This window comes from Aeoliella fuhlenseeensis, from assembly GCF_052161615.1.
GTDB lineage: Bacteria > Planctomycetota > Planctomycetia > Pirellulales > Lacipirellulaceae > Aeoliella.
Genome location: NZ_CP197417.1, coordinates 2,942,691 through 2,967,547, shown reverse-complemented (window position 1 = coordinate 2,967,547; position 24,857 = coordinate 2,942,691). Strand labels below are relative to the sequence as shown.

The window sequence follows — 24,857 nt, the reverse complement described above, 5'->3', positions numbered from 1 at the left end:
CTTAGTTGGCATTCTTGTCGCGGTCTGCTTGTTCTCTAGTCGCCTCTGCGACTGGGAGCCAATTCAAAAGTGGCTGATTCCACGAGTGCTCAGCATTTATGGCCGACGCAAGTTTGGAAAGGCGGCCAATTGCGAGCAAAGCAAGATTGGTGGTCATTGGAAATAGCGATCTACCCACAAAGCTGAATTGACATCAGCGATGCTACCCACTGTCGCGGCCACGAAGTACTCGAACGGCTTGAGTTCTCACTGCGGGGTCCTTGTCCGAGAGTGCATTGCGGGCGTTCGAGACCACTCGATCGAGTGGAGCCCAGCGGCCCGCCACATGTCGTAGCGCTACACAGCGGATTGATGCGTGCGGGGAAATCAGTAGTTCTGCGAATGATGCTTCATGAGACCTTGGAGCTTCAGGGGGCAGTGACGAAAGTTCTGCTATGAGAGAGATCGGGAGGTTCTCTCTGCCTAGTTTCCCAAGCAGCATGCCTACGAAATCCCGTTGCTTCCCTGCCTCTTCCATCAGTATTAAAATAGCGGTTCTGCGCACCTCCGAATGATCGTCACCCGTCAGCTCGATCACCTCATTGAGGGCTACGCCTTCCAGTCTTACCAGATGCCTGAAAATCGCTGCCTTGACCAATGGCAATACCATGTTGCACTTAGGGCAAGACTTGGCTTTCGTCTGAATCTTGTGCACATCGCACCACGTTATCTGTTCAGCCCAGAATCGGAAGGCATTCCTGAGTTGTATCACGAACGCATCATCGATAAGGGTCCAAGTCGTTCAACGAGTCTGCTATTCGTGCGGCTCGTATCACATCGCCATGAGATAGCCCACGTGTAAGCCACGCGCCGAGGTACGCTAAAGCCAGCGAAGAGGAAACAACGACCGCGAGGTTCCACGGCGATGACACGGCCAACGCAGGGTAATTTCCGGCATCCGGAGTTGGCACTTCAGCCGGGGTGGATTCTAGCAAGGCGATAACGGGGGTTATCGCGACCTGAACACCGCAGATGATCGCCGCAAACGTGCCAATAGGCGATTGTGCAAACTCCGCTCGAATCAAAGACAATAAACGCATCGAATGGCCGTAGCTCGTGGTTAGGAGGAGTCGGTTGAATTTTAGAGTATTCGCACTCCTCTTACCTTGGTGGCAAAACGCGAGAATTTTCCACCGTGCCCGTCTAGCCAGCTAACTCCACCCGTCTTTCTTCCGCCCCCGCCCCCTCTTCCGCTTCTCCGCTACCGTCAAAGTATCCTTCATAGAGGTCACCTTATTCACAATCGCCCAGCGGGTGAGCAGTGTCACCTTAGATACACCTGCCGTGTTCATCGCGGCGGTCTTGTGGGTGTCAACTGTGGGAGTGGCGATGCCAAGTATCTTGCCGGCCTCCGTGGTCGAGCAACCTAGGGAGAGGAGGCGGACGACTTGGGTCTGACGAGGGGTGAGATTGTGGGGCATGATCAGGTGGCGGGTTGAAGGCCAGTAGGTAGAAAACTACTAATTTTACGAGGAGTGGTAGTCAGTCGCCAGAACGGTGTACACAAGTCGTGCTAACCCAGTCCCAAGAGTCACATTTGAGCATGCCGAGCCGGTTCGGCTCCCCCTTCATGGCACTCGCTGTGAAGTTCGATTATGGCTTTTATCACCAACTGACGAGACAGGTTAGAGGGCACATTTCGAAGCCGAATCGGGCCTCCCTCTGGACTCCCAACTTGACGATTCACTGGCGAGTACGCAGAGTCACGCAAATGAGAAAAGCCACCCTAACCTCTTGGCTAGAATGGCTTTATGATCGCTAGTGATTGTCGCTGATTTTAGATGGGCAAAACTTTTAATCCGTGGGTCGTGGGTTCGAGTCCCGCCGGGGTCATTTTCTTTTTGCCGAGTCTGCCTGCTGACAGGCTACGCTCGTTTGCGGAGCCTCAGGGCTTCAGCACCACTTTGGTGCAATCGTTCTGCTCGTTGCAAAACATGTCGTACGCCTGCGGCGCATCGTCGAGGGAGAAACGGTGCGAGATGATGTACGTAGGGTCAAAGCTAGGCGTCCCGTTGCCCTCGATTTTCTCCAGCAGGGTGGGCAGGTAGCGATGGACGTGGGTTTGCCCCATTTTGAAGGTGAGACCCTTCGCGAACGCGGTGCCGAACGGCAACTTATCGAGGTAGCCCGCGTAAACGCCCGGCACCGAAACCGTGCCTCCCTTACGGCAACACTGAATTGCTTCGCGAAGCACGTGCAGGCGGTCGGTCGTCAGCATCATGGAATGCTTTACTCGATCGTAAATGGCATCGGGTGCCGTGCCGTGGGCTTCGAGTCCCACCGCGTCGATGCACGCGTCCGGGCCGATGCCCCCCGTCATTTCCTTGAGACGCTCGAACACGTCTTCTTTGTTGAAATCAATCGTTTCGGCCTTGCCATGCCGACGCGCGAGTTCGAGACGGTGGGGGTAGTGATCGATGGCAATCACGCGACCCGCGCCGAACCACCACGCACTCTGGATCGCGAACTGACCGACGGGGCCACAGCCCCAAACCGCAACCGTGTCGCCCGGCTGAATGTTTGCGTTCTCGGCTGCCATGTACCCCGTCGGCAGGATATCGGTGAGGAATAGCACCTGCTCGTCGGACAGACTTTCGGGCACCTTGAACGGACCGACATCGGCGTACGGCACCCGAACGTACTCCGCTTGACCGCCGGCGTACCCGCCGAACAGATGCGAGTATCCAAACAACCCCGATCCCGAAAAGCCATACAGCTTCTCGGCCATCGCCGCGTTGGGGTTGGAGTTGTCGCAGAGCGCCCACAACTGCTGCTCGCAGAAGTAGCAATGGCCGCACGCAATCGTGAACGGCACGACGACGCGGTCCCCGACCTTCAGATTGTTCACGCCCGAGCCGACCTCGACGACTTCGCCCATGAACTCATGGCCAAGAATATCGCCTGACTGCATCGTGGGAATGCAGCGATCGTAAAGGTGCAGATCCGATCCACAAATAGCGGTCGCCGTAACACGAATGATGGCGTCCCGCGGATTGATGATCTGCGGGTCGTCCACTTGCTCGACGCGGACGTCGTACTTTCCGTACCAGCATAAGGCTTTCATCGGTCTCCCTTTCGGTTAGCGTGGGCCGTGAGGTTGGCCGGTGGTAGTCGGGACTTCGCCCGCTTCCATTTGGCTCTTAAACTTTCGCAAATCGTCGTCGATCACCGACTGCAAATCGCTGCCGAACCACGATGCTAGGTAATCGGAAAGCTGCCCGCCCGGTGGGTTGTACTTCAGCGAGATCACTACGTTCGTTCCGCGCCCATTTGGCGAATCTTCGAATCGCACGCTTCCGGCGGTATCGACCTGACTGCCATCGAGAGATCGCCACGCCAAGACTTCGTTGGGACGATCGGTGATTATCTCGGCCTCCCATTCGAGCTGTTGCTTCATCGGACCACGCGCCACCCACCTCGATCGATCGGTTGAGCGTTCTTCCACCGAGACCAGATGTTGAAACACGCGTGGGAGGTTCGAAAAATCACGCCAGAAACGATAGAGCTCGGCAGCGGGCCGATTGACGAGCAGCCGCTTCTCGACCTTCACTCCTTGCTTGGCGGGGATGGTTGTGTGCTCGTTTGACTTCGTGGTCGAAATGCCTAGCGCCTGATAGGCGTGGTACCGGCCTGTGGCCCCTCGGTAGAGCAGTCCCGCGCCGGCAGCCGCTAGCAGCAGCCCCGACCAGCTGCCTTGACGGCGACCAGCTAGGACGAGTGCCGCCCCGCCAACGAGTGACGCAAGGCGCTCGCTACGGCCAACATTCTTGCAAGGTATCGAGCAACTTGCATCGTGGTTTCGTTCGCTTAGGTCCATGTTTTCCAACAAATCAGCACCGGCATCGGACGCGCGGCGGCCTTCTATTGTGCTCGCAGACATTGAAATCCTCCTTGGATAGTGGTGGTACTACGTCCAAGCGAGCACATCGCGTACCGCTTATCGCGAACGAGGCACGCGAGTTGCTTTCGGAAAACGATTAGAAGGCTCATTTTGCGTACGAATTGCGGCGGAGAACTCCTCATCATGCAGAAGCCCACTAACCACCCCGAATCGCATGTCCCCGAACACTCTCCCGTTGCGCTTCTGCTGATTGACGTGATCAACGACTTCCAATTTCCAGAAGCCGAGCAGTTACTGCGCTACGCCGTTCCGATGGCCGAGAGAATCTCGGAACTTAAGTCGGCGGCCTACGAGCATAACGTGCCGGTGATCTACGTGAACGACAATTTCGGACGCTGGCAGTCCGATTTTCGGGGCCAAGTGGAACACTGTCTCCGCGAAGCAGGGGAGGGCCGCCACATTATCGAACTGCTAACGCCCGGCGAGCGGGACTACTTCGTCCTCAAACCTCGCCACTCTGGTTTTCACTCGACCACGCTGGAGACACTGCTCTCGCACCTCGATGTCCAAGAGCTCATCCTCACCGGCGTCGCCGGCAATATTTGCGTTCTATTCACTGCCAACGACGCCTACATGCGAGGCTTCAAGCTTTGGATTCCGCGCGACGCTGTCGCTTCGAATACGGCCGAGGATAACGACTACGCCGTGGCGCAAATGGAGAAAGTGCTGAAGGCCAACGTCGTGAACGCTAGCAACATCCCTTGGAGTCGCTGGTAGTCCCGGCGGGTAGGTATCGGCACCCGCTAAACAAGTCGCCACGCACTCTAGCGAGCTACTCGGGTTTCGCGGGGATGGGCTTCGACCGACAGCTCGAAATGATTCTTCGGCTCCGGCTTCACCGTGCACCGCAGATCGCTCGAATCGCGACTGGCGTACTTTACCGACACCAGAACTTGATCGGCCGCTTGCTCCTGATGCTCGGGACCAAGCTTCTCGGCCTCGGCGGGCGTTAGGGTGCGAGCGTGTTGGGTGACGAGCACGACGTATTCACCAGCCGGAGCTCCGTCAGCGGTCTCGTACGTCCACAATCGAAAATCGCCGCGGGAGCCAATCACTCCGCGTGACGAAGGCCCACCGGCCATAGGCAGGAACTCAACGAATCCCGTCCGCACGAGCGTTCCATGGGCGAACTGCACGGTGCCCGTCACCGGATACGTATCGGGACGCGAACCACCACAACCACTCAGTACGAGCAGCAAGAGCAAACTTGGAACGCGAGGTAGTCGAAGCGTCATGCGGTGCTCGTTAGCGTACCTGATCGCGGGGCCGGGCATAGCCGCTCGTGTCGAGAGTGAACTCGTCGTTCCGACGGCAAAGCGATTGGAGCACCTTCGACTCGACGAACACATCGACGTTCTGCACCGACCCATCGGCCAGAACGAAGGGGCACACTCCCGAGTGCCAACTTCCGAACCCAACGATCGGCACCGACTTGTCATCGGCTCCTCGCGCGAGCGGAATTCCTTCGCCACCAATCCGCGCGAAAGCTGGGAGGTCCTTGCCGTTGTACATCGGGCCATTCTCCGGCACTTGAGCCAGCCGATCCTGCGGGATATGCATCTCACCGGCGTATGCTGCTTCGCGGGATTCCCCAACCGTCCATCCCCGTTTCCAGTGTCGCCGACAGGCGACGGTCCATTCGTAGGAAGGATCACTATTCACGAACAACCAGGATCATTTGGCCCTACAAACCACGCCGCCGCACGCATTGGCGGGCCGTGGCATGTCACTTGCTTAAGTGATGCATAAGTCTCCTCGGCTCACTTCTCCAACGCGAGGGCAAGTCCATGTCGAACACGCGCATGCGTACCACGCACGAGAACTTGTGGGGGCCTCTCCTGGTCCTACTGATTGTCCTATTCGCCATCTTCCTACGGGCGATGGCTACAGCCAACGGCAGGGCCGCGCGGTCGCCGCTGTCGCACCGGGGAGTGACGGCCGAACAGCGCGCCCCCGCGAGCCTTAGCCACACAAGCATCTTCTCGCGAGCGGCCACAGTTAACAACACTTCCGCGACCACGTGACAAAGATCGGAGAAGCCAATGACCACTCGACTTTTCACAGAAGAGGATCGATATCGCCTGGGGCATTTGCTCTTGTCGGAGGACGCTCGAGGTACCGTGCCATGGCATTACCTCGACGAGCTCGAATGGCAACTGGAGACCACCAGAGCCACAGAGCCTTCTGCGATTCCTGACGACATCGTCACCATGAACTCCACCGTGCGATTGGTCAGTGCCGATGGGACGCAGGAAGCACTCTGCACCATCGTCTATCCCGAAGATATCGAGCTGACGGACATGGCTATCTCCGTGCTCGAACCCCTAGGATCGAGACTATTAGGTCGCCGCGTCGGTGATCTGATAGAATGGAAGGAGCGTGCCGCCGAGGGCCCCTGGCTCGTCGCCGAAGTCGTCTTTCAGCCCGAGCGAGTGGGGAAGTTCCTACTGTAGTCGCGTAACCACGCATCGCTGATGAATAGGGCAGGGGAGAACACGACGTTGACTAGCGACCCTGTTCCGACCGACGAAGCCGACGAGCACCTTCGTGCGAACGAACCGGACGGCGGATGCTTTCGTGCCGTCGCCGACTACACCTGCGACTGGGAGAGTTGGCACGCGCCGGATGCCAGGCTGTTGTGGGTGAACAAAGCCGTCGAGCGGGACACCGGCTACACGCCAGCCGAGTGCTTGACGATGCCTGACTATCCGCTGGCACTGGTGGCGGAGGAAGATCGCCCAAGCATGGAGGGAATGCTCGAAAACGCGAAGGCCCGTGGATCCCATAGCGATCTTGAGTTCCAGGTCATTCATCGCAATGGAGAGAAACGATGGATGGCCATTTCGTGGCAGCCGATGTTCAGCGACTCGGAGGAGCATCTGGGCTTTCGAACGAGCATTCGCGATGTCACCGAGCGACATCGACTCCGAGACCAAATCCGGCTCTATGCCGAGCACCTAGAGCAACTGGTACAAGAACGCACCGCCCGCATCCAGCAACTGGAACGGCATCGTCGGCAGATGGAGAAGCTGGCAGCGCTCGGACAGCTGGCTGCCAGCGTGGCGCACGAGGTTAACAACCCGTTAGCCGGCATCCGTAACGCCTTTGAATTGATCAAGGCCGACCTCTCGCCGGATCACCAGCACTACGAGCTGCTAGAGTTGATCGATCGCGAGATCGAACGAATCAGCTCCATCATCCACCAAATGTATCAGCTCTACCGTCGCAGTCCTCAGGCGGCTCGCGAGTTTCGTATCGAGCAAACGTTGTCCGAGGTGACCACCTTGCTGGATGCCGTGGCACGGAAGCATCAGGTTCGAATTGCGTTGGAGTTGCCAGCGGAATCAAGTTCGCCGCCTCCTCGAACGGTGGTGCTTCCTGAAGGCGAAGTCAAGCAAGTTCTTTACAATGTTATTCGCAATGCCATTCAGGCATCTCCCCAGGGCGAGGCCGTGACGATTCGCGTTGAACCGGCCGACGGTCGCGTCCATATTTCCATAATGGATCGCGGGGCAGGAATCGCCGACGAGGTGTTGCCGCAAATCTTCGACCCGTTCTTTACCACCAAGGGGGGCAGCGAGGCGAAGGTGGGGATGGGCCTTGGGCTCTCCGTATCGCAGAACTTGATGGAAGGCATGGGGGGCGCGATCGAAGTTGCGCCTGGTGCCGGCGGAGGTAGCAGTTTTAAACTGACATTCCCAGAGCGTGTTGAACCTTCCGTCGAATCGACAGATGACTGAAACCAATCCAGCCCGAATTCTGATTGCCGACGACGAGCCTCTCTATCTGAGGACCACCGGCGAGCTCCTCCGAAAGGCGGGCTACGAATGCGTGTGCGTGCCGGACGCGCATGCCGCCCTCGAGGAGTTGTCGACTCAGCCCTTCGATCTGGTGCTGTCTGACCTCAACATGCCCGGCAACTTGCAATTGGAACTGCTGCACGACGAACGTCGGAAGTGGCCCCACATTCCGCTGATCGTGATCACCGGCGTCCCCTCGATTCCGACGGCCATCGAAAGCATACGCCTGGGCATCGCCGACTATTTGCTCAAGCCAGTAAAATACGACGACCTGTTGGCGAGTGTCCGCCGGGCTCTGTTGCATCGACCTTCCCGGCAGGAGCTGGGCGAACGAAGCGACGACGAGCGGCGCGTCCTCGCTCAACAGTTTCCCGAAATCATCGGCGCTAGCCCTGCCATGCTGGAGTTGTTCGACGTCGTCGACCGCATCGCTGGCACGGATACCAATATTCTGATTACAGGCGAAAGCGGAACGGGCAAAGAAGTAGTCGCACGGGCGATTCACGCTCACAGCCAACGCCGCGACCACGCGATGCAAGTCATCGACTGCACGGCAATACCCGAAACTCTGTTCGAATCGATGCTGTTCGGGCACGCCCGGGGGTCTTTCACGGGTGCCGTGAAGGATCAAGAAGGCCTACTGAAGAAGTGCGATCGTGGTACCGCCTTCTTCGACGAGATCGGCGAACTGCCCGCCATGTTACAGGCCAAGCTGCTGCGCGTGGTTCAGGAGCAGACCTTCACGCCCGTAGGAATGAACGAATCGATTCAAATCGACACTCGCTTCATCTGCGCCACCAATCGTGACCTGCAAATGGAAGTGAACGCGGGACGGTTTCGCCGCGATTTATTCTACCGGCTGGGCGTCATTCACATCGAACTGCCACCCCTTCGCGAACGCAGCGAGGACGTGATACTGCTTGCGCAGCACTTCCTGCAAACCCTTCAGCGAGGTCAGCCACGCGTCGAACGATTCGCAGACGATGTCCTCAATCGCTTTCGCACGTACCACTGGCCCGGCAACATTCGCGAACTTCGCAACGCCATCGAGCGGGCGATCGCCCTCGCGCGGACCAGCCAGATTGAAATGGAAGACCTTCCCGCTTCCATGGCTCCGTCCGCGCAGGACCGACCGCCGGCTGCTGCTAGCTCGTCACGAGACCAAGCACTGGACGAGGCAGAACGCGCTTATCTGACGTCGCTTCTACGCGACCATAACGGCAACGTCTCCCACGCGGCCCAACAAGCCGGCATGTCGAGGCAAGGGATGCACAAGCTCCTAAAGAAGCACGGCATAGCCGCCGTCGATTTCCGCGCTTAGACCACTGTCTCTCGCAGGGGTCACTGTCGCCCTTTCATGACAGTGTGGACCTCGGAAATCAACGTTTCCGCTCGCATCTAAGGCCTAGATGCGATTGGCATCGAACGTGCATTGCTTCTCCTGCCATCGCTAGCGACGCGTAGTTGTTCGACCACCGCACGTTACGCGAGCAAATCCTTCCACGGACATCACGGATGTGAATGCCGCACCGTGAGAGGCCAAAGGCACTATCCGAACCTTGGCCGATCGCATCCCTGGTTACATACACCGTCCCTAAAGCAGGAGCCCTCCCCATGTCCCAAAGACACCTATTGATCACCAGCGAGGACTGCCGACGCCTACAGCACCTGCTCGATAGCGAGTTCGCGGCGGCGATCGGTCCGAAGAACTACCTGACAGATCTGCGAGCCGAACTGCTCGCGGCCAAGATCGTCGACGCGAAGAAGATCCCCCCCGATGTCGTCACCATGAAGTCCACGGTCCGGCTACGCGATCTGGATAGCGGTGAAGAGGATATTTACACACTCGTGTATCCCGACCAAGCCGACATCGCCGAAAGCAGGCTCTCCGTCCTGGCCCCCATCGGCACCGCCATCCTCGGCTACCGCGTCGGCGACATTATCCAGTGGCGAGTCCCTGACGGCACCCGCCGACTGCTCGTGGAGGAGGTGGTCTACCAACCACAGCGTGATGGGGCGTTGGCTTGCACTGCGGATTAAGGGTTTGGACCGATGCCACCTTGGCAGCGGACCACTTCATCGATACGCTTGGAGAAAGTAACCACGGTTACATCCCCAAGCGAGGCTCGTAGTGGATTCGGATCGGCAAATCGATACTGTTTCGAGCGTGCAAACCGGGCCCTGCTATCGGCTCACGGAGTTGGTCCTCTACGCACTCACGCTCGGCACCGTTGGTTTCGGCGGGCCCGTGGCGTTGGTCGGGTACATGCATCGCGATCTGGTCGAACGGCGGAAGTGGATCACCGAGGCCGAGTACAAGGAAGGCTTGACCCTTGCGCAACTGATGCCGGGGCCGCTCGCCGCGCAACTGGCTATCTACCTTGGTTACGTCCATTACGGGGTGCTCGGATCAACGCTCGTCGGCGTGGCGTTCGTACTGCCTTCGTTCCTCATGGTACTCGCAATCGGCTGGGCCTATCTGGAATACGGCGGTATCCAATGGATGCAAGCCGTGTTCTACGGCGTGGGTGCCAGCGTGATTGGCATCATCACCATCAGCGCCTATAAGCTGACTCGAAAGACCTTGGGGGGTGACTGGTTGCTCTGGGCCATCTACCTTCTCAGCGCGGCCACCACCATCGTTACCGAGAACGAGAACGTCCTTTTGTTTCTCAGCGCGGGACTCGTGATCTGGTTCGTGAGGTCACCACCTTGGCCGCGGAACCATCCAAGTTCCACCGCCTGCTTGCTGCTACCGATAGCCGATCTTACGGCACCCAGCAAACCGTGGTTGGATGAGCCGCTACTGCAGATTGCGTGGTTCTTTACCAAAGCCGGCGCGTTTGTTTTCGGCAGCGGACTGGCGATCGTGCCCTTTCTGTACGGTGGTGTCGTCCACGAGTATGGCTGGCTCAACGACCAAGAGTTCCTCGACGCCGTGGCGGTCGCCATGATCACGCCTGGTCCGGTCGTCATCACGGTCGGCTTCATCGGATTTCTAGCGATGGGTCGCGAAGCAGGACCCTGGATGGGGCTAGCCGGGGCATCGGTTGCGGCGCTCGCCACTTTCCTGCCTTGTTACCTGTTCACCATTCTCCCTGCGCCGTACTTCAAGAAGCATGGAAAACGACCCGGAATCGTCGCGTTTGTCGATGGGGTCACGGCGGCAGCCATTGGTGCGATCGCCGGTGCGTGCGTGGTCCTCGGCCGGCGAACCATACTCGATTCTGCCGGGGCACCCGATTGGCCGAAGGTAGCCCTGTTGCTAATCACCATGGCGATCTTAATGCGGTTCAAGAAACTTCCGGAACCCTTCGTGGTGCTCGCGGCCGCGATAGCGGGGTTACTCCTCTACCCCTTCGCACGCGGTTGAGCATGGAGAACACACCATGAGGGGCTGGCTTCTACTCGTCTATCGCATTCCGCGCGAGCCAACCTCTCGACGCGTGTTTGTCTGGCGAAAGCTAAAACAACTGGGGGCCATCGCGCTCCAGGATGCCGTGTGGGTCTTGCCTCGCACGCCTCGTACTCAAGAACAACTGCAATGGCTCGCCGCGGAGATCACGGAACTCGAAGGCGATGCGATGCTCTGGGAGGCCGAGCAAGTCTACGCAACCGACGCCACCGCGCTCAGGCAACAGTTCATCGAAACCGTGGAGGCCGAGTATCGCGAGCTGCTGGTCGCGCTCAAGAAGAAGACGGCGGACTTGTCGGCACTATCGAAGCGGTACCAGCAAGCCCAATTGCGGGACTACTTCGCTTCGCCCCTTGGCCCGCAAGTCCGTGAGCGCCTACTGAAACGAGGAGAATCAACGAAATGAAATGGGTAGCATGGGAGCAAGTCGGGGTCGATCGTATGGGCTGCGCGTGGCTGATTCGTAAGCGCATCGACCCGGAGGCCATATTCGAGTTCATTCCGCGAAATGCGCCCGTGCCAGCGGATGCCGAGCCGTTCGATATCCCGGGCGTTAAATTCTCCCACCATGGCGGCCACTGCTCGTTCCACGCTTTTGTGCAGCATTATCAACTGGAAGACCCAGTGCTGCATCGAATCGCCCGCATCATCGACGAAGCCGACACGATTCAAGCAGTCTGCGTGGAACCGGCCGCTCCCGGCCTCGACCTTCTGTGCGAAGGGCTTCGACTGACGAGCGACAATGACCACGAGGCGCTGGAGCGTGGCGCCATGCTCTACGACGCCCTTTACGCCAAATTGAGTGAAGAATTGCTGGGTGTCTGAAATCGAGGCGGGGAGATCGCGAAGCGTAGGACGCTAAGATAATACTACTTAATCAGATAGGGATTCCATTTACTCACCTTCACAGACGGAGAATAGCCATGAATTATGTCGATCGTAGAAACTTTCTATTTGCGTCTACGGGAGCAGCCGCTGGCACGCTTCTGGTGCCAGGCCTATCAGAGGCTTCGGAGCACGAAACCATCGACTTTTCTCAATGTGGGCTGGTCACGGGAAAGCCTAAGCCACTCAAGCATCGAGAGATCCCAGGATTCTTGAGTGCCGAGCAGATAGCGCCTCACCATACGGCCCACTACGGTGGTGCCCTACAGGCCGTTTCGGGGGCCGACGTCCGTCTCGAGGAAGCAATGAAAGGGGACAAAGCGGTTGATGCCGCTGCGTTTGGTCATCTCAAACGGATCATCAACAGCCGTGGCAACAGTGTGGTACTTCACGAAATGTACTTCGATGGGCTTTCGCCGCAGACGGAGAATCCAGGCGACGACGTTCGCACTGCTATCGACCGCCGATTTGGCTCTCTCGATAAATGGTGGGACGACTTCGCTGCCAGCGGCAAAGAGGCGGCAGGCTGGGCCATGCTCGTCAGGCATCCAGTGAATGGCACACTCTACAACGTCGTTAGCGACGAACACGCCGTTGGGCTTCTCTGGATGGCGGTCCCCATTGTAGTGATGGATGTCTACGAGCACGCCTTCTACATAGATTACCACAATCGCAAGGGCGAGTACGTTGACAAGTTTCGCGACCATATTGACTGGCAGGAAGCGAATGCCAGGTTTAGATCCGTCCCGGGCCTGGGGTAGTCCAGCGACAATCAATTCGCTCTCCGTTCGCCACCCTCGTGGGGTATTCCATGACCAACGGTTTTTGGTAGCGGCGCAGCGGTTCGTTTCCACCGAATAGCGAAAGTCACCATTTTTCGAGAGTGCCAACGATTTCCACTTTTTTCCAGAAAGTGACTTGAAAGCGCGCTCCACATGTGTTCTCATGTGCATATCCATAAAGTAAGTGGACATACGCTCTTTGACAACCTAACTTACTACTGAAAAGGGACAGGCGTCGAGCTAGGCCGGGGCTCGGAGTACGCGCTGAACGAAGCGCAGAAGGCCGAATGAAGGGCGACTTATTCAGCGAGTGTTTCCTTCGCGCCTTTGCGTGAGAAAAGATCGAAGCGTTGGCATATGGCAAGCTAGATCCTTCAGTCGCTTAGGCTCCTTCAGGATGACACGAAGGATCGCGAGATGGAGGGTAATCGGAGTAAAGTCGCACCTGCGGTTTCCCCCTGCGACATTACTCCTTGAAGCTGCGACGCGCGTCTGTTCGCAAGGTGTTCAAGCAACGTGACTTACGTCGACGCTCCCACAGGACCGAAAACGAGTAAAGTCGCAGTCAATGCGATATTCGCAAAGCTGCGACTTTACTCGATCGAAATTCGGAGGCTTGGAGTGAGATCAATCGTCGGCTTGGTCGCCGTCTTTGATGACGAACCGCGCCTTTAGCCGAGCCACCTCGCTTGCCAAGCCCGCCGTCTTTACCGAACGGAGCACTTCGTCGAAGTCCTTGTACGCGCCAGGCGCTTCGTCGATCGGATACTTACGGCAATTCGACAGGATGTCGGCGTCGAGGAACGACTGATCCACCTGCTGCTGGTCGATCGCCCGCTTCGCCGCCTTGCGACCTAGCTGACGCCCCGCACCATGATTGACGCTGTAGCAACTGATCGCGGCCCCCGCGTCCGCCACCATCACCGCCGAACCTGCCTGCGGGTTGCCCGGCAGCAGGATCGGATGCCCGGTTTCGGCGAACGGCGTTCCACGCAGCGCGAAGTGACCTCCAGGAAACGCACGAGTCGCTCCCTTGCGATGCACCCACGCCGGCTGATTGTCGACGATTTCCTTGCGAGCAATGTTATGACTGATGAAGTACACCAGCTGCCCGGTGGTTCCGGGAATGATTTCCTGAAACGCATCGAGCACCAGCGCGTTGATCAGCAAATGGTTGACCGTCGCAAAGTTCGCGCCGAGCGCCATGTCGTCGAGGTAGGCATTCGCTTCGGGCGTTCCAAGCGGCGCGTACACAAGCTCGCGATCCTGTCCCGGCAGCGGAATGTTCCACTGAGTGAACTTGGTTTGCAAAGCACGGAACTGTCCCGACGCCAAGTGATGCCCAATTCCTCGCGAACCACAGTGCGAAAGGAACGCCACGCCGCCATCGACCAGCCCGAATGTCTCCGCAACGCTGCGCGAACGAGCATCGTCGACCACTTCCACCACTTCGCACTCGCCAAAATGATTACCACCACCGTACGAACCAAGCTGCGACACCTTCGCATCAAACTTCCAGATGCTCGGCAGGAGTTGCTCGAGCCGCAGTGCGAGCGCCGCGGTCGAATCGTCATGCCCCACGTGCGCGAAGTCCTCACAACGACTCGCCCACTCCACGGGAATGCCGAGTGCTTCGCAAACACCTTTGGATGCACCTTCGACGAGTACCCGTTTGCCGAGCGCCTCGGAAACGTGGCGAGACTTCGGCGCATTTCGCTGCCCGCGCCCGGCACCGGTAGGCGTTCGTTCGCAGATCGCGTCGATCAACGCCCGGCGAGTCTGTTTATCGCTCACAGCGTCCGCAGGCAGACTGGTCTGCAGGAGACTCATCGAGCACTTGATGTCCACACCCACGGGGCCCGGATAAACATGCGTCGGCGAAACCATCACGCAGCCCACCGGTGCACCGTAACCACAATGGGCGTCGGGGTTCAGCACCAGATCCGTCACACCAGGGGCCTTCCGCGAGTTGATGGCCTGCTGCAAGCAAAGCTCGTCGAACGTCCCGCGGATGGCTTCGGTGCCAATCACGGTGATCGGCTTATGCTTTCCGCCCGTGGGCAGGATCGCAGTCGCTTCGCCATTGGCGATCATTTCGTGCTTGGAAGGAATGACATCGGACATGAGAACCTCGAACCGCCTGTGCGGCAAATGAGTAAGGAGTCGCCCCAGTTTAGCGATGATCCTCATGGACGAGCCACCGGACCTCTGGAGCCATGACAAACCGAGTCGGAATCGCTGGCGAAGGTTCGCGGATTCCCGCGAAAACCGCAGGCAAATTGGGAAATGGAAGCCGCGTGAAAAAATCCCGCAGTGCTCCGCGGGTGGTAATTCCTGGCCTACGCTTGCGTATGACGTATCGCATCCTCGAACTGCCCGACCCCTTCCGTCCCACCGCCCGCCGGCATTTGGTGTGTTGTGGGGAGCTCGTTGGTGGTTCCATCGTGGTGCTGCGAAACTTCGCGACGAAGGAAGCGGCGATGGCCTGGACGCGAAGTCGTGTTAGCCGCGACGAACACCTTGCTACGTCGATGCATCCCGCGGCGGGTCGAGACGATTCGCCCGTTCGTCATCACGCAGAGCTTGCTCCTCTTCGCCCATCCGCCGATACGCTTCCGCCCGCCAGCGATATGCTTCGGCGTCGTAAGGGTCGAGCTGCAAAGCGATCGACAGTTCGTGAACAGCTTGCTTGAGCCGATCGAGCTCGATGTAAGCAAAACCTAGATAGGCATGTGCTTCGGGACTTTGCTCCTTCTCGCAAGCTAGCCGCAAGTCGGCGATGCCTTCCGCGGACTGGCCCGAGAGCACGAGCGCCGACCCTCGCGCGAATTTCGCGTCCAGGTCTTCTTCATCGAGTTCAAGTGCAGCATTCGCATCGGTGATCGCCGCCTGAAATTCATCGCGTGCTAGATGCACCAGAGCCCGCTGGGCGAAGGCTTCGCTATCTTCTGGGTCCGAGGCGATCGCTTGGGTGAAGCTGGCTAATGCCTCGTCGAGCTCGCCTTCTTGAGATTGGAACAGCCCGCGAGTGAAAGGGTCCTCCACGTTCGCATTGCGACTTACACGGGGTTTCGTCGAAGCGGGTTTCTTAGCTTTCTCGATACGAACCGCCGGTTGTGCAGAGCGAGGAATCAATTCGGCGGGGCTTTGGCGGAAGTAGGTGGCGAGCATGCGGTAGAGATGCGGGTGGCGTTCGCGGACATCATGCGGGTGATTGAAGAAGCACTCGGTCGCCACGGCAAAGAACTCCGCGCGATTCGTTGCACCATAGTGGTCCAGCACCGCCGGCTCACCCCGTTCGGCTTGGCCGACGAGTTCTAGGAAGTCGAGCTCCGTAACACGATGCCACTCGCGCTCGTACTCGATGTCGCCAATCGGAGGCATGCCACTCATGTCGCCATCCAGAGCGTCGAGATGATGAGCGAACTCGTGCAGCACCACGCCCATGTACGGCCCGCGTTTGTCGTACGGATTGGCGATGATGCTCCATGCAAGAATGACAGGCCCGTTCTGCCATGCCTCGCCGTAGCGCGGCGTCGAACTCCCGCCGAACACGGGATCGGTCGTCCAGCGACTCGATTGCTGGTGAGGGACGAAGAATGGCTTTGGATAGACAATGATGTCGGAGACGTGGGGGAAGTAGTACGGCTTGTCGATCCCCAGTGTCATGAGCGCCGCTTGGCCGGAGATGGCGACGCGCATCTCGTCGGTCACTTCGAATCCACTGCCACCGGTCCAACGACGCTTCGCCACCATGTTGGCGACCACGTCTTCGATACGCTCGCGATGGTTTTGATGCAGGTGCGAGTACTGCCACACGTGCTGCCGGAGGTAGTCGCGCCAATGCGATTCGAAAGGAGCTGCCTCGCTGGCGTTGGGGTCGGACAGGCCCAGGAGTTTTGCAAGGGACGATAGAATGGCGGTGCTCCTGCTGATACTTGCTATCAATGCCGACGGGTCGCGGGCTACCGAAATCGGGAACTCCGCAAAAGAGATTCGCGTGCCATCGCCTATTATCGGCGTCCGCGTTGGGACGCGACCCACAATTCGGCGAGTTCCTTGCTCGACTTCTTAAATACCTCCTCGCAGGCGGCGTCAAAGTCGCCGGTGGTCGATGCCGCGGCAACCAAACGGTCGAAATTGGCCTGCTTCTGCATCAGGCCATCGGCGAAACCGAAGGACAATAGCGAGGTCGTCGACGGGGGAAGTTTTCCGGTCATGAACGCCTCGGGGGGCTTGGCAGCGGCGATGGCGGCGGGGAGCTCTTCGCGCCAATTCTTGACCACAGCATCGCGGGGGTGAATGCGGGCGGCGATGGCCTTGCCCGCGCCCTCGCAAAACCAGTCAGGAAGCCGGCCCTGCGACTGGTCCGCGATCCACAGCGTGCCGAGTTGCTCGGCTAGCACGCATGGCATCTCTTCCAGCGAGTTATCGTCAGCAACGATGGCGACGTACGGATGCACGATGTCGTATTCGGCATGCCCGCGAAGGTCTTCGGGCAGACTTCGCCGCTCGACCATCGTGCCGAACTCGCGATAATCGATGCGATGGTCGAACACGTAGAGCGTGACGCGGGCTTTGTTGAACGGTTGGTCGCCACCATCGAGTAATTTCTGCACTTCGCCGGCTTGGCGTTCGGCCTCGCCGAGCAGTTTCTCCATTTGCGATTCGGGAAGGTTGCCAATCGCTAGGAAGTGCTCGCTGGTGACGGTGCTTGCTCGTTCGTCGGGGATCGCCAAGTGCCACACGGCACCCGCTTTGTTTTCCCGTTCGGCAGACAGTTGCTCGGGGGTCGAACGCTCGGCCATCGCAATGCCGGCGACTCGAGCCAGTGGTTCCATGGCGCTGGCGCCATCGAACTTCGCCCCTTCGTTGATCCACTTCGCGACGAGGTCGATCTTATCATTGCTCCATGCCGGGCGGTTCTGAGGCATGCGAACGCCATCCATTGCCGTACCGCGGAGTTTCTCAATGAGCAAACTCCCTTCCGCGTCGCCAGGTTTAATAGCAGATCCTGCGTTACCACCTTTCCAAAGCTGGTCGAACGTCGCGACGCTCAGCCCGGCGCTACTGTTGCCGGCACCATGGCAATCGGCGCAACTCTCGATCAACAGCGGGGCGATGTCGAGCGCGAAGCTTACGGTTTCGTCGCCCTTCGCCATCGGAATTGGTGGACCTGATGGCTTTGCCGGGGCGGGTTCGGAAGCGGGCTTCGCTTCGCCGGTCCCTTTCTTGAGATCTGCGAGTCCCTTCGCCGGATCATCGCCATCGAATGCCGCCCCCTGATTGATCCACATCACCAGAGCGCGCACTTCCTCCGGCGGGACCTCGTTTCCATTCGGCGGCATCTGACCGCTAACGATCACGTTGACGATCGAACTCTCCATTCCCGAGCCGACTTCGATGAAGCGGCCCGAGGGAACTCCCTCGACGATGTTGTTGTAATTCGCGAAGCTCACGTCCCCCTGATCGCCGCGGACGTGACAACCTCCGCAGCGGTTGTTGAGGATGGGGACAATCTGCTGGACGAAGCTTACGCGGCCGTTGCCCCCGCCACCATTCCCGCCGAGCGTCGGCTTGGGGCTGGCTTTGGTGGGGACAATTTGGGGTACGGGCGGGAGCTTTACCCCCGCAGCCGTGAGTTCGGTATGGACCTTGGCGTACTGCTGGGCAGCTCGGTCGAAGGTCTTAGCCAGACGTTCGTCGAGGCCGTCTGCGGCGGTCTCCAAGGCCTTCTGAGCCTCGGCCATGGCAGTCGAGGCCTCCTCGAACCGCTTGGCCCTCGCCAGGCGCTCGGCAACCCGCAGGCTGGTGGTAGCACGGGACAGTTCGCGACGCTGCTCCGTGGGCGTGGCACCCCACGCGGTCCCCACCATCCAGAACGTGACACACATCACGGCGACGAGGGTCGACTTGCGAGGCATGCAGAACCTGTTTGTCTCGAAGAAAAGGGCGGAAGTACGCGGCGTTATGGGCGCGTGACGATGAACACGCACTCTTAGACGCCCATTCTACCGTAAGGGTTCCGCCCGCCGCAAATTGACTACTTCGCGTGATGACGACGGCGCACCTGACGATTTGGCCGGCGAGCTTGGTCGCCACCCGAGGCACGATAGCCATACCGCACGGCAAACCATTCGGCGTACCGCTCGCGATCGACGTAGCTGGAGTTGCGTTCGTCGAGCAAGTGGCCCAGCTCGTGGATCAGGATGTTGTTGAGGTAGAAATCGCGAATGGCCTCTTGGGTCCAGTGCAGGGTCCAAGTGGTTTTGTCCTGTCGCCACTCGCCACCGTACATCTTCGCTTCGTTGAAGAACGTGGCCGGGGGAGGCGTCATGAACGTCTCGACCAGCGAATCTTCCAGCGGATAGAGGTACAAAGTGCTGCCCCACTGCATGCCGTAGCAGGGGAAGCTTTGCTTCTTGCGGGTAATGCGGCTCAGCTGCACGACCTCAAGCTCGGTAAGGAACTCGGCGGGCAGAGCGGCGAGGCGGTCGCGGACTTCGTCGGGGGTCACTACGTGGCGATAACCACTGCCAGGTTGCTGGACGACCACGCGGTAGTCGCCCCCTTCGCCATGGGGCTCGTGCCAGTCTTCGGGTGGCGAGAACGGCTCGCGGAGCGACAGGTGACCCACGTTCGTACGCCGCGACTGCGGATGGTTGCGCTTTGCGTCCCGAACAGCGCACGTAGTGTTATGTCGTTTGACAAAACGAACTTGCGTCTTTGCGACTTGGGAACGACGGCGGGACATGGTGGCCTCCGAATCGGTGCGTCTCGTTGCAATCTCTCGTATGCACCAACTTGCTGGGCTTCTCCGCGGGCGTCCTTTCTAGCGGCCTCGACCACTGGGTCAGAGGTTTACAAGTCGGTAGGCGAGCGTTCGGCTCGCCCAGGGGCTCAGGGGGCTGTTCTGGCCCCCTGTTCCATCGTAGGCTGGCCCCCAAGGGCCCGGCAAACGGATTTCCCAAGTCTGCCCCCAGACGGGGCTTACGAGCTGGACAACCTGCCGGTCGTCCCGTCCGCACCGCCCAGACACCCCCCAGGCGTGGGGTGTCCCAGCCACCGAGTTTTCCATGCAGGTCGAGCTTTACACGCGTAACGGTTGTCATCTTTGTGACGATGCGCTCGACATTTTGCGCTCGTACGGCCTCGATCCCGAGATTACCGACATCGACACCAAGCCCGAGTTGTTGGCTAGCTACAACAAGTGCGTGCCCGTGGTGGTCATTGATGGCAAGGTTCGGTTTCGCGGTCGCATCGAACCCGCGCTCCTCGAACGATTGCTCGCCAATCGCGATTAACACGCGCCTCTCACCTGCGTTGGTTGGCACCGCGGGCACCGAAACGCTTCGTCCAAATCTAACTGCACCGATTGTGAACTAGAGTTGTCCACCGATTTGCCCACTCAGTGCGAAACGCTCGTCATTGGCGCGGGCGTTGTTGGTTTGTCGATCGCTTATGAGCTTGCTCGGCGTGGCAACTCGGTGGTGGTGGTCGATCGGCAACCACCTGGCCTCGAGGCTTCATGGGCCGGCGCGGGCATCTTGCCACCGGGTTCGTGGTACGAGGATCACCCGGCGCTGGAACAATTGGCAGCGCTCGCCGGCAAGTTGAATCCCGAGTGGTCCACTGAACTTCGCGCAACGACGGGCATCGATAATGAGCTCGCCACGGTCGGCGCGCTGCACCTGGTGGCCTCTCCAGAACATGCCGAGCGCCTCGCTGCGAAGTTCGATCGCTGGCGCGCCCTATATATAAGTATCACTAAGCCCCATTCGATCACCGAGATCGAGCCGCAGCTCCGATTTGATGCAGCGAAGAGTTGCTATTACGTGCCGGGTGAGGCCCAGATCAACAACCGTCGACACGTCGAAGCACTCGTCGCCGGTTGCGGGCTTCGTGGCGTCTCGATTGCGCATCCGGCGGAAGTGGAACAACTGGTGCGACAAGGCAGTGCAATTGCCGCGGTAGAAACTTCGGCAGGCACGGTGAAGGCCAATCGAATCGTGCTGGCCGCAGGCTCGTGGAGTGAGATGCTGGGCCACACCGCCGAAATACCCTTAAAAATCAGGCCAATTCGCGGCCAAATGCTGTCGTTCGGTCCTCGCACCGAGCCGCTTTTGCGAGGCATCGTGCATCGCGGCGATCGCTACTTGGTATCGCGCCGCGATGGGCGGCTGATCGTCGGATCAACGGTTGAAGACGTTGGTTTCGAAAAACGGAATACTCCCGAGGCGATGTCCGAGTTGGAGCAATTCGCCCGCGATTTGTTGCCCGCACTCGCCGATGAGCCGGTGTTGGAGCGTTGGTCGGGCCTTCGACCAGCGAGTGGCGATGGTTTGCCCTATATCGGACCGGTGCCCGGGGTGCATAATGCCTACGTGGCCGCGGGGCATTACCGAGCTGGGTTGCAGCTAGCCAGCGGCACGGCGGTGGCACTCGTCGATTTGATGATGGGAGAAGCTCCGCCGTTGGACCTTTCTCCGTTCCGACTCGACCGATGACACTCTTCTACGCTGCGGGCAGCCCCGATACCGAACTCACGCCCGAAGATTGCCGCAAGGCGCTCGCCGATGTCTTTGCCCAGCTCGGTGATCGACGCCGGGTGTTGGCGATTCCCCCCGATTACACACGGCTCGATAGCCAAGCCGGCATGCTTACGTGTTTGGCGCATGAACTCTTGGGCGATCGGCTCGTGGATGTGCTTCCCGCGCTCGGAACGCACGACCCGATGAGCGATGCCCAGCTCGACAGCATGTTCCCGACAGTCCCCAAGCACCTCTTCCGCCCGCATCGCTGGCGTACCGATGTGACCGAAATCGGGCGCGTGCCTGGGGAGTACGTAAGCGAAGTCACCGAAGGCATTTACGATAAGCCCTGGCCGGTGGAAGTGAATAAGATGATCGCTGCCCGCCAGCACGATCTCATTCTTTCCATTGGGCAGGTCGTGCCTCACGAAGTGATCGGCATGGCGAACTACAACAAGAACATCTTCGTCGGCACCGGCGGTAAGCAGGGGATCAACGAGAGCCACTTCATCGGTGCCGCCTACGGCATGGAGCGGATGATGGGCGTGGCGGACACTCCGCTCCGTCGCATCCTAAACTACGCCCAGGACACGTTTTGCGCCGATTGGCCGCTGCTCTACGTCCAGACCGTGGTGGGGGCGAAGCCGGGCGGTGGGCTCGCGATTCGGGGCATGTACATCGGCGATGACGTCGAATGTTTTCTCCGAGCATCGGAGCTATCGGTGCAAGTGAACTTCACCGTACTCGATACGCCACCCATGAAGTTCGTCGTGTGGCTCGACGAGGCGAAGTTCCATAGCACCTGGCTCGGCAACAAAGCGATCTACCGCACCCGCATGGCCATTGCGGACGAGGGAGAGTTGATCGTTCTCGCGCCAGGCGTCGAGATGTTCGGGGAAGACCGCGAGATCGACCGACTGATTTATAAGTATGGCTATCGCACGACTCCCGAAGTCATGGCAGCCGTCGAGGCCAATGAAGACTTGCGGCAAAACCTGAGCGCCGCCGCCCACCTGATTCACGGCTCGCCCGAAAACCGCTTCCGAGTCACTTACTGCCCCGGCAAGCTCACCCGCCCCGAGATCGAGGCGGTGGGTTATGGCTACGCCGATCTGGGACTGATGCTCTCGAAGTACAACCCCGAGAAGCTCACCCCCGGCGTTAACATGGTAGAGGGCGAAGAGGTTTACTTTATCCCCAAACCCGCGCTCGGGCTGTGGGCGAGTAAGGACCGGGTGCCTTAACTTAGTACCTCCCTAGCCGACGAGCTACGTCTCGTCCGACAAAATGGCGGCACACGCTCGTCGCCTCCGCTTTTCAACTTCTCAACGCTCTCCATACGGAGTATGGAGGTACTATGTCGAACGAGCCTCGCAATCTGATTCGGTTCTGGATTTGCGTCGTCGTGGGCGTGGCGCTCTGGTTTTCGCCGCCACCCACGGGGCTTTCGATCGAGGGGTGGCATGTCTTCGCCGTGTTCGCGGCGACCATTGTCAGTTTCCTGCTGCGTCCCCTGCCAATGGGGGCGTGCGTGCTGATTGGTTTGCTGGTCCTCGGGGTGACCGGAACGTTGGTTGACGGGGAAAGCGTGCAGGCCGCGAAGGACCCCCTGAAAGAATCCTTCAGAGCCGCCCTCTCCGGCTTCGCCGACGATACGGTGTGGCTGGTGGTCGCGGCGTTTTTTCTCTCGGGGGCGATGATTCACTCCGAGCTCGGCAAACGCTTAGCACTGATGATGATCTCGGCCCTCGGCCGGACGACGTTGGGGCTTGGCTATGCCATCGCCGCGGCGGAACTCGTCCTGGCGCCGTTTATTCCGTCGAACACCGCTCGAGGTGGCGGGTTGATGATGCCCATCGTCAACTCGATCAGCAACGTGCTGGGCTCGCATCCGCACGACCAGCCGAAGAGGGCAGGGGAGTTCCTGGTGCTGTGCGGGGCGCACGCGAATCTCATCACCGCGGCCATGTTCCTCACCGGCATGGCGGCCAACCCGTTGGTGTCGGCGGCAGCGCGAGACTTTCTGAACGTCGACTTCGGCTGGGCGATGTGGCTCAAGGGAAGCATTGTCCCGGGCTTGTTGAGCCTGGCACTCTTGCCGCTCCTGCTGTACGGGCTCGCGCGACCGCAGCTGACCAATTCGTGCGAAGCCCGCGATGTCGTCCGGAAGGATCTCGCCGCGATGGGGCCATGGACTTCGCAGCAGATCGTGATGGCCTGCGTCTTCGTGGCGATGCTGATCATCTGGGCTACGGGACCTCTGCAAGAAAGTTACTGGGAATTGAAACTGCCGACGGCCCTAGTCGCTCTTGGCGGCGTGATCACGCTGGTAGTGCTCGGCGTGTTGCCCTACGAGAAAGTCACCGGCAACGCGGGCGCGTGGGACGCGCTGCTGTGGCTGGGCGGATTGGTGTCAATGGCCGATGCACTGCGGACCACCAAGTTCGTCGACTGGTTTGCCGCGCAAGTGCAGAACGGACTCGGCGAGACCACCGGCATCGCGGCGGCCATTGTCCTCGCGCTCGTTTATTACTACTCGATGTACGCCTTCAGCATGCTCACCGGGCATATCTTGGCGTTCGCAGGCGTGTTCTTTACCGTCGCCGCGGCGGCGGGTGCTCCGCCGCTGGTGATGATTGCGCTGATCGCCTACTTCTCGAACCTCAGCGGCTCGATCACCAACTACTCCACTGGCCCCGTGGTGATCTATTTCAACCTTGGCTACGTCTCGGTCACCCGTTGGTTTTGGGTGGGGCTTTGTGTGTCGCTGTTCCATATGGTGGTGTGGCTTGGCGGCGGGCTTTTGTGGTGGAAGTGGCTCGGCTGGTGGTAGCGCCGGCGGCACATTCGGCACAACATGGCTGGGGGAATCCGAACGTCGTTCCGGTCAAGACGCTCGTGAGCTATGTTTCCGTTAGCAGGCCGCTTCGTGCCTGCGGGCCGCACCCGCTATCCCCCGAGGTCTCGCATGAGCAAGCGTCTCCGTCGTCGCCACTTTGTTGATCGCGAAGTCCAAGGCCGCTTGGTGAAGATGGTGGTCGACTGTTGGGCGATGAGCCTCGTAACGGCGGGTGGATTGACGGTGCTCGGATGGATCTTCGTCACGCCGGGCATCAAAGGCTTTGTCGGTCCCGAGTCGTTCATGTCCACGATCCTGCCGATGGTTCTGGTGGGGCTCGTGGCATCGCTGCTCGTGCTACCGGTGATGCTTTGGAACATGGTCCGAGTGACGCATCGCTTCGCCGGCCCACTGGTCCGCTTCAAGCGAACTCTCCGCGAGGCTGCTGAGGGTGGTCCGCTCGTTCCCATTCAGTTTCGCGATGGCGACAACTGGCACGAGCTCGCCGAGTCGTACAACATGCTGATCGCCCGGTTCAAAGAACAGGAGAGCGAAGCGAGCAATGTCATTCCGTTCGGTTACGCACCTACCCCCCAACACGGGTTAGAAAGCGAGTTCGTCGAGTGCGATGAAACCGAAACTGCGGGCGTGTAGCCGCGTCGGCA

25 protein-coding genes are annotated in these 24,857 nt (G+C 59.5%); 15 read left to right on the top strand and 10 right to left on the bottom strand.

What is annotated here, in order from left to right; genetic code table 11:
- Window positions 1–1,190 precede the first annotated feature (1,190 nt).
- The 3 genes from SH292x_RS11685 to SH292x_RS11675 all read right to left on the bottom strand — a co-directional run bounded on the left by SH292x_RS11685 (window position 1,191) and on the right by SH292x_RS11675 (window position 3,919).
- Window positions 1,191–1,460, bottom strand: a complete 270-nt coding sequence (locus tag SH292x_RS11685) for a response regulator transcription factor (protein WP_442485795.1) — start codon at window positions 1,458–1,460, stop codon at window positions 1,191–1,193.
- Between the two features lie 464 nt (window positions 1,461–1,924).
- Window positions 1,925–3,103 carry a zinc-dependent alcohol dehydrogenase gene (locus SH292x_RS11680; RefSeq protein ID WP_442485794.1) on the bottom strand — a complete coding sequence of 393 codons (1,179 nt, stop codon included), beginning with the start codon at window positions 3,101–3,103 and terminating at the stop codon, window positions 1,925–1,927.
- 15 nt (window positions 3,104–3,118) lie between these two features.
- The gene (locus SH292x_RS11675) at window positions 3,119–3,919 is read right to left on the bottom strand and encodes an SRPBCC family protein (protein ID WP_442485793.1); all 801 of its coding nucleotides are present in this window, start codon (window positions 3,917–3,919) and stop codon (window positions 3,119–3,121) included.
- 144 nt (window positions 3,920–4,063) lie between these two features.
- Here SH292x_RS11675 and SH292x_RS11670 point away from each other — a divergent pair, with 144 nt between their 5' ends.
- On the top strand, window positions 4,064–4,657 hold the full coding sequence (locus SH292x_RS11670; protein ID WP_442485792.1) for a cysteine hydrolase family protein: 594 nt from the start codon (window positions 4,064–4,066) through the stop codon (window positions 4,655–4,657).
- 47 nt (window positions 4,658–4,704) lie between these two features.
- On the opposite strand, the gene SH292x_RS11665 is transcribed toward SH292x_RS11670, so the two are convergent.
- Window positions 4,705–5,175: a hypothetical protein gene (locus SH292x_RS11665; RefSeq protein WP_442485791.1), complete on the bottom strand. Its 471-nt coding sequence runs from the start codon at window positions 5,173–5,175 to the stop codon at window positions 4,705–4,707.
- Between the two features lie 10 nt (window positions 5,176–5,185).
- A complete protein-coding gene (locus tag SH292x_RS11660) occupies window positions 5,186–5,500 on the bottom strand; it encodes an H-X9-DG-CTERM domain-containing protein (protein ID WP_442485790.1) in 315 nt (104 codons plus the stop codon).
- Between the two features lie 242 nt (window positions 5,501–5,742).
- Between SH292x_RS11660 and SH292x_RS11655 the strand changes: the two genes are divergently transcribed.
- From SH292x_RS11655 to SH292x_RS11615, 9 genes are all read left to right on the top strand, one after another.
- Window positions 5,743–5,964: a hypothetical protein gene (locus SH292x_RS11655; protein WP_442485789.1), complete on the top strand. Its 222-nt coding sequence runs from the start codon at window positions 5,743–5,745 to the stop codon at window positions 5,962–5,964.
- Window positions 5,965–5,982: 18 nt separating this feature from the next.
- A complete protein-coding gene (locus tag SH292x_RS11650; RefSeq protein WP_442485788.1) occupies window positions 5,983–6,393 on the top strand; it encodes a GreA/GreB family elongation factor in 411 nt (136 codons plus the stop codon).
- 48 nt (window positions 6,394–6,441) lie between these two features.
- Window positions 6,442–7,680, top strand: coding sequence for a sensor histidine kinase (locus SH292x_RS11645; RefSeq protein WP_442485787.1), 1,239 nt, complete (start codon window positions 6,442–6,444; stop codon window positions 7,678–7,680).
- Window positions 7,673–9,061: a sigma-54-dependent transcriptional regulator gene (locus SH292x_RS11640; RefSeq protein ID WP_442485786.1), complete on the top strand. Its 1,389-nt coding sequence runs from the start codon at window positions 7,673–7,675 to the stop codon at window positions 9,059–9,061. The genes SH292x_RS11645 and SH292x_RS11640 overlap by 8 nt, the downstream gene beginning before the upstream one ends.
- A gap of 293 nt (window positions 9,062–9,354) precedes the next feature.
- Window positions 9,355–9,780 (top strand): nucleoside diphosphate kinase regulator, encoded by a 426-nt coding sequence (rnk, locus tag SH292x_RS11635; protein ID WP_442485785.1) that lies wholly within the window; start codon window positions 9,355–9,357, stop codon window positions 9,778–9,780.
- A gap of 91 nt (window positions 9,781–9,871) precedes the next feature.
- Window positions 9,872–11,113: a chromate transporter gene (locus SH292x_RS11630; RefSeq protein ID WP_442485784.1), complete on the top strand. Its 1,242-nt coding sequence runs from the start codon at window positions 9,872–9,874 to the stop codon at window positions 11,111–11,113.
- A 16-nt stretch (window positions 11,114–11,129) separates the two neighbouring features.
- A complete protein-coding gene (locus SH292x_RS11625) occupies window positions 11,130–11,561 on the top strand; it encodes a Chromate resistance protein ChrB (RefSeq protein WP_442485783.1) in 432 nt (143 codons plus the stop codon).
- On the top strand, window positions 11,558–11,980 hold the full coding sequence (locus tag SH292x_RS11620) for a chromate resistance protein ChrB domain-containing protein (RefSeq protein WP_442485782.1): 423 nt from the start codon (window positions 11,558–11,560) through the stop codon (window positions 11,978–11,980). The genes SH292x_RS11625 and SH292x_RS11620 overlap by 4 nt, the downstream gene beginning before the upstream one ends.
- 98 nt (window positions 11,981–12,078) lie before the next feature.
- Entirely contained in the window at window positions 12,079–12,801 is a 723-nt protein-coding gene (locus SH292x_RS11615; protein ID WP_442485781.1) for a superoxide dismutase, read from the top strand.
- Between the two features lie 648 nt (window positions 12,802–13,449).
- On the opposite strand, the gene SH292x_RS11610 is transcribed toward SH292x_RS11615, so the two are convergent.
- From SH292x_RS11610 to SH292x_RS11590, 5 genes are all read right to left on the bottom strand, one after another.
- The gene (locus SH292x_RS11610; protein WP_442485780.1) at window positions 13,450–14,946 is read right to left on the bottom strand and encodes an RtcB family protein; all 1,497 of its coding nucleotides are present in this window, start codon (window positions 14,944–14,946) and stop codon (window positions 13,450–13,452) included.
- A gap of 215 nt (window positions 14,947–15,161) precedes the next feature.
- The gene (locus SH292x_RS11605; protein WP_442485779.1) at window positions 15,162–15,359 is read right to left on the bottom strand and encodes a hypothetical protein; all 198 of its coding nucleotides are present in this window, start codon (window positions 15,357–15,359) and stop codon (window positions 15,162–15,164) included.
- A complete protein-coding gene (locus SH292x_RS11600; protein WP_442485778.1) occupies window positions 15,346–16,866 on the bottom strand; it encodes a zinc-dependent peptidase in 1,521 nt (506 codons plus the stop codon). Before SH292x_RS11600 ends, SH292x_RS11605 begins: the two co-directional genes overlap by 14 nt.
- Window positions 16,836–18,746, bottom strand: coding sequence for a c-type cytochrome domain-containing protein (locus tag SH292x_RS11595; protein ID WP_442485777.1), 1,911 nt, complete (start codon window positions 18,744–18,746; stop codon window positions 16,836–16,838). The genes SH292x_RS11600 and SH292x_RS11595 overlap by 31 nt, the downstream gene beginning before the upstream one ends.
- A 119-nt stretch (window positions 18,747–18,865) precedes the next feature.
- Window positions 18,866–19,576, bottom strand: coding sequence for a hypothetical protein (locus tag SH292x_RS11590; RefSeq protein ID WP_442485776.1), 711 nt, complete (start codon window positions 19,574–19,576; stop codon window positions 18,866–18,868).
- A 322-nt stretch (window positions 19,577–19,898) separates the two neighbouring features.
- Here SH292x_RS11590 and SH292x_RS11585 point away from each other — a divergent pair, with 322 nt between their 5' ends.
- The 5 genes from SH292x_RS11585 to SH292x_RS11565 all read left to right on the top strand — a co-directional run bounded on the left by SH292x_RS11585 (window position 19,899) and on the right by SH292x_RS11565 (window position 24,846).
- Window positions 19,899–20,126, top strand: coding sequence for a glutaredoxin family protein (locus tag SH292x_RS11585; protein WP_442485775.1), 228 nt, complete (start codon window positions 19,899–19,901; stop codon window positions 20,124–20,126).
- Window positions 20,127–20,210: 84 nt separating this feature from the next.
- Entirely contained in the window at window positions 20,211–21,329 is a 1,119-nt protein-coding gene (thiO, locus tag SH292x_RS11580; RefSeq protein WP_442485774.1) for a glycine oxidase ThiO, read from the top strand.
- A complete protein-coding gene (locus tag SH292x_RS11575) occupies window positions 21,326–22,597 on the top strand; it encodes a lactate racemase domain-containing protein (protein WP_442485773.1) in 1,272 nt (423 codons plus the stop codon). The genes thiO and SH292x_RS11575 overlap by 4 nt, the downstream gene beginning before the upstream one ends.
- A gap of 113 nt (window positions 22,598–22,710) precedes the next feature.
- Window positions 22,711–24,186, top strand: coding sequence for a DASS family sodium-coupled anion symporter (locus tag SH292x_RS11570; RefSeq protein WP_442485772.1), 1,476 nt, complete (start codon window positions 22,711–22,713; stop codon window positions 24,184–24,186).
- 135 nt (window positions 24,187–24,321) lie between these two features.
- Complete coding sequence (locus tag SH292x_RS11565) at window positions 24,322–24,846, top strand: hypothetical protein (protein WP_442485771.1); 525 nt, start codon at window positions 24,322–24,324, stop codon at window positions 24,844–24,846.
- Window positions 24,847–24,857: the final 11 nt, after the last annotated feature.